Annotated in this window: 5 protein-coding genes; all 5 read right to left on the bottom strand. The window is 71.9% G+C overall.

Going from position 1 to position 6337, the window contains the following annotated elements:
- Positions 1-556: 556 nt before the first annotated feature.
- A complete protein-coding gene (locus NS331_RS24490) occupies positions 557-1579 on the bottom strand; it encodes a M48 family metallopeptidase (RefSeq protein ID WP_153013035.1) in 1023 nt (340 codons plus the stop codon).
- Positions 1580-1605: 26 nt separating this feature from the next.
- Entirely contained in the window at positions 1606-2340 is a 735-nt protein-coding gene (locus NS331_RS24485; RefSeq protein WP_058644523.1) for a lysophospholipid acyltransferase family protein, read from the bottom strand.
- A gap of 103 nt (positions 2341-2443) precedes the next feature.
- Entirely contained in the window at positions 2444-3070 is a 627-nt protein-coding gene (gene gmhB / locus NS331_RS24480; protein ID WP_058644522.1) for a D-glycero-beta-D-manno-heptose 1,7-bisphosphate 7-phosphatase, read from the bottom strand.
- A gap of 43 nt (positions 3071-3113) precedes the next feature.
- The gene (glyS, locus tag NS331_RS24475) at positions 3114-5252 is read right to left on the bottom strand and encodes a glycine--tRNA ligase subunit beta (protein WP_058644521.1); all 2139 of its coding nucleotides are present in this window, start codon (positions 5250-5252) and stop codon (positions 3114-3116) included.
- Positions 5253-5255: 3 nt separating this feature from the next.
- Positions 5256-6194: a glycine--tRNA ligase subunit alpha gene (gene glyQ / locus NS331_RS24470; RefSeq protein WP_058644524.1), complete on the bottom strand. Its 939-nt coding sequence runs from the start codon at positions 6192-6194 to the stop codon at positions 5256-5258.
- Positions 6195-6337: the final 143 nt, after the last annotated feature.

The following is a 6337-nucleotide window of genomic DNA, read 5'->3' as shown; positions in this document are numbered from 1 at the left end:
GTGCCTGCGTTGGGGTTGATCGACGCGCATGTGCGTCGTGCACCTGAGCCCCTCTCCCCTCGCGGGAGAGGGGTTGGGGAGAGGGGGTGTCAAACCACCACTGCGCTTCTTGCGTGACACCGCGCCCCCTCTCTCCAGCCCTCCCCAACCCTCTCCCGCGAGGGGTGAGGGAGCAAGCGCAGACGGTCCCAGAACACCAACGCCGGTCACCACGCGCCGGCACCGGGCCCAGGGCGCGCGGGCGATTTCGGGGTCGGCGAGGCGCGCAGGATGGACGGGCTGCAGGCCTGCCGAAGGACAGGCCTGCTTCGTGATCTGACTCGCGGAAGTTGTCTGAGCGAAGCGCGTCAGCGCGTAGCGAGTTCTGCCGCGCAGCCCGTCCATCCGAGCACCGCAGCGCAGTCGGCCCGCAGGGCCGACCGACCCCGTATGAGCCCGCGCGCCCTGGGCCCGGCGCCGGCGCGCACCCCGAACCGAACCCAACCGGACCTGGCCGAACAGACCCAGCGCACCACGGACCCGGCCGGACACAACCCGGACTGGCCGAAGCCAAGCCTCACCCCCAGCGCGGCGCCGGCTCGTCCTTCAGCACCTGCCGGCGCTGCGCATAGTCCGGCAGCACGCGCCCCACCTCGTCCCAGAAGCGCGGGCTGTGGTCCATCACCCGCAGGTGCGCCAGCTCGTGCACCACCACGTAGTCGATGATCGGCAGCCGGTAGTGGATCAGCCGCCAGTTGAGGCGGATCGAGCCGTCCGCGCTGGCGCTGCCCCAGCGGGTCGCGGCGTTGGACAGCGAAAGCTTCGTCCACTGCACGCCCAGTTGCGGCGCGAAATGCGCCAGCCGCTCGGTGAACACGCGCCGCGCCTGCCGCGTCAGCCAGGCCTGCGCCGCGTCGCGGATGCGGGCCTCGCCGACGTCGGGCGACAGCGCCAGCCGCAGCAGCTGCGGCGCGTCCGCGCTGCCGTCGCCCACGTCCAGCAGCCCCCCGGCACCGGCCTGGCGGTCGGTGGGGTCGAGGCGCAGGGTGACCAGGCGACCCAGGAAGGGCAGCTGCGCACCGTCGCACCAGGCGATGCGGCCAGCCTCCTGCCGCGCCTCGCGCTGGCGCGCCTCGGACAGCTTGCGCAGGATCCAGTTGGCCTTCTCGTGCAGGGCGGCCTCCACGTCGCGGATCGCGGCCCAGCGCGGCGCGCGCACCGCCAGACCCTCGGTGCCGACCGAGAAGCCGATGGTGCGGCGATGGCCGCGGTCGAAGGCATAGGCGATGCGGGCGTCGCCGAGCACAATCTCGCGCGAGGCCCGGGGATGGGTGAAGACCAGCGTGCGGCCGTCGGGCCCGCCGGGCGCGGGGCGAAGCGCGGGGTCACCGGCGGGCGCGGCGCCGGCACCGGGCGGCACTGGCAGCGGGGTATTGCCCAATGGCGGCAGGGCGGCGGTGCCGGGCAACGGCTCGCGCCCCTTGGCGCCTGCGGATGTCCCGGGCGCACGCGGGCCGCCGGGGCGCGCCGGCGCAGCGGGCACGGCGGGCGCGGGCCCATCGCCGAACAGGTCCAGCGTCAGCTGCAGCAGCCGCTGCACCCCGCCGGCCGGGCCGTTCTTCGCCTTCAGCGGTAGGCCTCCGGGTCCAGGCGGCGCATCTCGGCCTCGATCCACGCCTGCACCTCGACCATGAGTTCGTCCGCCTTGCGGCCCGCGCTGGGGATGGCCGGGCCGATGGACACGTGCACCGTACCCGGCGTCTTGACGAAGGCCTTGCGCGGCCAGCAGCGGGCCGAGGTCACGGCGATGGGAATGACCGGTGCGCCGGTCTCCACCGCCAGCCGCGTGCCGCCGGTCTTGTACTGGCCGACCTCGCCGCGCGGGATGCGCGTGCCCTCGGGGAACATGATGATCCACACGCCCTTGGCCAGCAGCTTCTTGCCCTGCGCCACCACCTTCTGGAAGGCCTGCGTGCGCTGCTTGCGGTCGATGTGCACCATGTCCAGCCGCGACATGGCCCAGCCGAAGAAGGGCACGTAGAGCAGCTCCTTCTTGAACACGTAGGCCAGCGGATGCGGCATGAGCGTGGGCATCAGGAAGGTCTCGTAGGTGGACTGGTGCTTGACCAGCAGCACGGCGCCGGCCTCCTTGTCCTGCGGCAGGTTCTCCATGCCGATGACCACGGGCCGGATGCCGAGGATCCAGCGCGCACCGCCGATGGCGACGCCCAGCCAGGCGGCGGCGATGCGGTAGAGCGGCTCGCCGCGCACGAAGAGCGAGGCCCCCAGCAGGGCGATGGCGTAGGGGACGACGGTGACCGCCATCCACAGCACGTGAAGGGTCGAACGGAGAAAGGCCATCGGGAGCGGGGGAGGAAGGTGGAAGAAGCGGGATGCGCGGCGTCAGCAGGCTCGGCGCAGGGTGGCGCGGCGGAGGGACATGGACCCGCAGAGGCCGCGCGCGTCAGCCGCGCGAGGGGATGGGCGCAGGCGCCGCATGCGCCTCGCGCGCCAGCAGGAAGCGGACGAAGTCGGCCAGGTCCTCGTGCACCTGCGTGCCGGCCGGGAATTCCGGCGGCAGCGGATGCACGCCGCGGCACGCGGCGCCCATGCCGGTGAGCAGCAGGTGCGGCTCGCAGCCCGCGGCGGCGCCGGCCTGCAGGTCGCGCAGGCTGTCGCCCACCGTGGGCACGCCGCGCAGGTCGATGCCGAAGCGCTCGCCGATCTGACGGAACAGCCCGGGCTTGGGCTTGCGGCAGTCGCAGTCGTCCTCGGGGCTGTGCGGGCAGTAGAAGATGGCGTCGATGCGGCCGCCGAAGGTGGTCAGCATCTTCTGCATCTTGGCGTGCATGGCGTTGAGCGAGGCCACGTCGAACAGGCCGCGGCCCAGGCCCGACTGGTTGGACGCGATCACCACGTGCCAGCCGGCCTGGTTGAGCCGCGCGATGGCTTCGAGCGCGCCGGGCAGCGGCGTCCACTCGGTGTCGCTCTTGACGAAGTCGTCGCGGTGCTCGTTGATGCTGCCGTTGCGGTCCAGGATCACCAGCTTGAGGGCCTGGCTGCGCTGCTGCTGGCGGGCGTTCTCGGGCATGGGGGTGGACTCGCGGGTTGAAGGACGAAGGGCGGCGGCGCGATCAGGCGGCCAGGCGCTCCAGCAGCGCCACACGGTTCATCGCCCGGTGCAGCGCCGCCAGCAGGCCCAGGCGGTTCAGGCGCAGGTCCGCCTCGTCGGCATTGACCATCACGCCGTCGAAGAAGGCGTCGACGGGTGCGCGCAGCGCGGCCAGGGTCTGCAGCGAGGCGGTGTAGTCGCCGGCGGCGAACTGCGCGTCGGCCTGCGGCACCACCTGCTGCATGGCCTGGTAGAGCGCCTGCTCGGCCGGCTCGCGCAGCAGGCCTTCGGTGACGTGGGCGTCGGCCTCGGGCGACTTCTTGAGGATGTTGCCGATGCGCTTGTTGGCGGCCGCCAGGGCCGGTGCCTCGGGCAGGCGGGCGAAGGCGCGCACGGCGGCCAGCAGGCGCGGCACCTCGGCCAGGCGCGGCGGGCGCTGGCCGAGCACGGCGTCGACCTCCTGCGCGCTGGCGCCCTGCTCGCGCAGGCTGCCGGCCAAGCGGTCCTGGATGAAGTCCAGCAGCTGGGTGCGGGCGTTGGCGTCGGTGGCCAGCGGGCCCATGGCGCCGAGCGCGATGTCGATCAGCGCGGGCAGTTCCAGCGGCAGGTCGCGCTCGATCAGCATGCGCACCACGCCCAGCGCATGGCGGCGCAGCGCGAAGGGGTCGCGGTCGCCGGTGGGCAGGTTGCCGATGCCGAACATGCCGGCCAGCGTCTCCAGCTTGTCGGCCAGGGCCACCGCCAGGCCGACCGGGCCGCGCGGCAGTTCGTCGCCGGCGAAGCGGGGCTTGTAGTGGTCCTCGATGGCATCGGCCACGGCCGTGGACAGGCCATCGTTGAGGGCGTAGTAGCGGCCCATGGTGCCCTGCAGCTCGGGGAATTCGCCCACCATGTCGGTCACGAGGTCGGTCTTGGCCAGCCGCGCGGCCTGCTCGGCCTGGGCCGCCAGGGCACTGTCGCCCAGCTGGGCGGCGATGGCCTTGGCGATGGCCACGACGCGCTGCACGCGCTCGCCCTGCGTGCCCAGCTTGTTGTGGTAGACCACCTTGTCCAGCAGCGGCAGGCGCGATTCGAGCGTCTTCTTGCGGTCCTGGTCGAAGAAGAACTTGGCGTCGGCCAGGCGCGGGCGCACCACGCGCTCGTTGCCGCCGGTGACGGCGCTGGCGTCGTCGGGGCGGATGTTGCTCACCACCAGGAAGCGGTGCGTCAGCCGGCCGTGCGCGTCCAGCAGCGGAAAGTACTTCTGGTTGGCCTTCATCGTCAGGATGAGGCATTCCTGCGGCACGCCCAGGAATTCCTGCTCGAAGCTGCAGGTGAGCACGTTGGGGCGCTCGACCAGGGCCGTGACCTCGTCCAGCAGGGCGTCGTCGCGGATCGGCTCGCAGCCGTTGCCCACGGCCAGGGCGGCAGCGGCCAGCTGGCGGGCGATCTCGGCGCGGCGGGCCTCGAAGCCGGCGATGACGGCGCCCTCTTCCTCCAGCTGCAGCGCGTAGTGGTCGGCATCGCGCAGCACGACCGGATCGACCGCGGCCTCGAAACGGTGGCCGTGGGTGTCGCGGCCGGCCTCCAGGCCCAGGGCGGTGACGGGCACCACCTCGGCGCCATGCAGCGCCACCAGGCCGTGGGCGGGGCGAACGAAGCTCACGCTGCTCCAGCCGGGCAGCTCGCAGCGGGCTTCCAGCTGGTAGCTCATGACCTTGGGGATGGGCAGCTTGGCGATGGCCTCGGCCAACGCCTTCTGCAGGCCCTCGGCCAGGGTGGCGCCAGCCACGGTGCTGTCATGGAATAGGGCCTCGGCCTTGCCGTCGGGCGCGCGGCGCAGGCCGGCGGCGGCCGACGCAACCAGTCCCAGCGCGGCGAGCTTCTTGGCCAGGGCGGGCGTCGGCTGGCCGGCGGCATCCAGGCCGACGCTGACCGGCATCAGCTTCTGCGACACGGCCTTGTCGGCGGCGCGCGGCGCAACGTTCGTGAGATGCGCAGCCAGGCGCCGCGGCGAGGCATAGGCCGTGAGCACCGAAGCGCCGCTGGCCAGGCCCTGGGCGACGAGCTGGTCGCGCAGCACGCCGGCGAAGGCGTCGCCGAGCTTCTTGAGCGCCTTGGGCGGCAGTTCCTCGACGAAGAGTTCGACGAGCAGGCTGGGATGCGAGGACGTGGCGTTCATGGCTCAGGCTCCGGCTTTCTCGCCGGCGGCGGTGGACTCGTTGTTCTTCTTGGGAATCTGCGCGACCCATTCGCGCGGTGCCAGCGGGAAGCCCAGGCGCTCGCGGCTGTCGTAGTAGCTCTGCGCCACGGCGCGGGCCAGGTTGCGGATGCGGCCGATGTAGGCGGCGCGTTCGGTCACGCTGATGGCGCCGCGCGCGTCCAGCAGGTTGAAGGTGTGGGCGGCCTTGAGCACCTGCTCGTAGGCCGGCAGCGCCAGCTTTTCCTGCATGAGGTGCTTGGCCTGCTTCTCGTGCGCACCGAAGGCGGTGAACAGGAAGTCGGCGTCGGAATGCTCGAAGTTGTAGGTCGACTGTTCCACCTCGTTCTGGTGGTAGATGTCGCCGTAGGTCACGCCCGGGGCGTATTCCAGGTCGAAGATGCTTTCCTTGCCCTGGATGTACATGGCCAGGCGCTCCAGGCCATAGGTGATCTCGCCCGTGATCGGGCGGCAGTCGATGCCGCCCACCTGCTGGAAGTAGGTGAACTGCGTCACCTCCATGCCATTGAGCCAGACCTCCCAGCCCAGGCCCCAGGCGCCCAGCGTGGGGTTCTCCCAGTCGTCCTCGACGAAGCGCACGTCGTTCTTCTTGAGGTCGAAGCCCAGGGCCTCCAGGCTGCCGAGGTAGAGCTCGAGGATGTTGGAGGGCGCGGGCTTGAGCACAACCTGGAACTGGTAGTAATGCTGCAGCCGGTTGGGGTTCTCGCCATAGCGGCCGTCCTTGGGGCGGCGGCTGGGCTGCACGTAGGCGGCCTTCCACGGCTCGGGGCCCAGGGCGCGCAGGAAGGTGGCGGTGTGGCTGGTGCCGGCCCCCACTTCCATGTCGTAGGGTTGCAGCAGGGCGCAGCCCTGGGCGTCCCAGTAGGCCTGGAGCTTGAGGATGATCTGTTGGAAGGTCAGCATGGTGCGGGAGGAAGGCAGGCCGGGCGGCAATCGCAGCGGCGGCGCAGGGAACCGGGCATTTTATGGGTGCGCCCGCCGCACGGGGCGGCGGCGGGCATGAGGGGCCGGCGGGCGACTACACGGGCTGGCGGCGCGCGGCGCTG

The sequence above is a fragment of the Pseudacidovorax intermedius genome, from assembly GCF_001476815.1.
GTDB lineage: Bacteria > Pseudomonadota > Gammaproteobacteria > Burkholderiales > Burkholderiaceae_C > Xenophilus > Xenophilus intermedius_A.
This window is presented reverse-complemented; position numbering and strand designations above follow the sequence as displayed.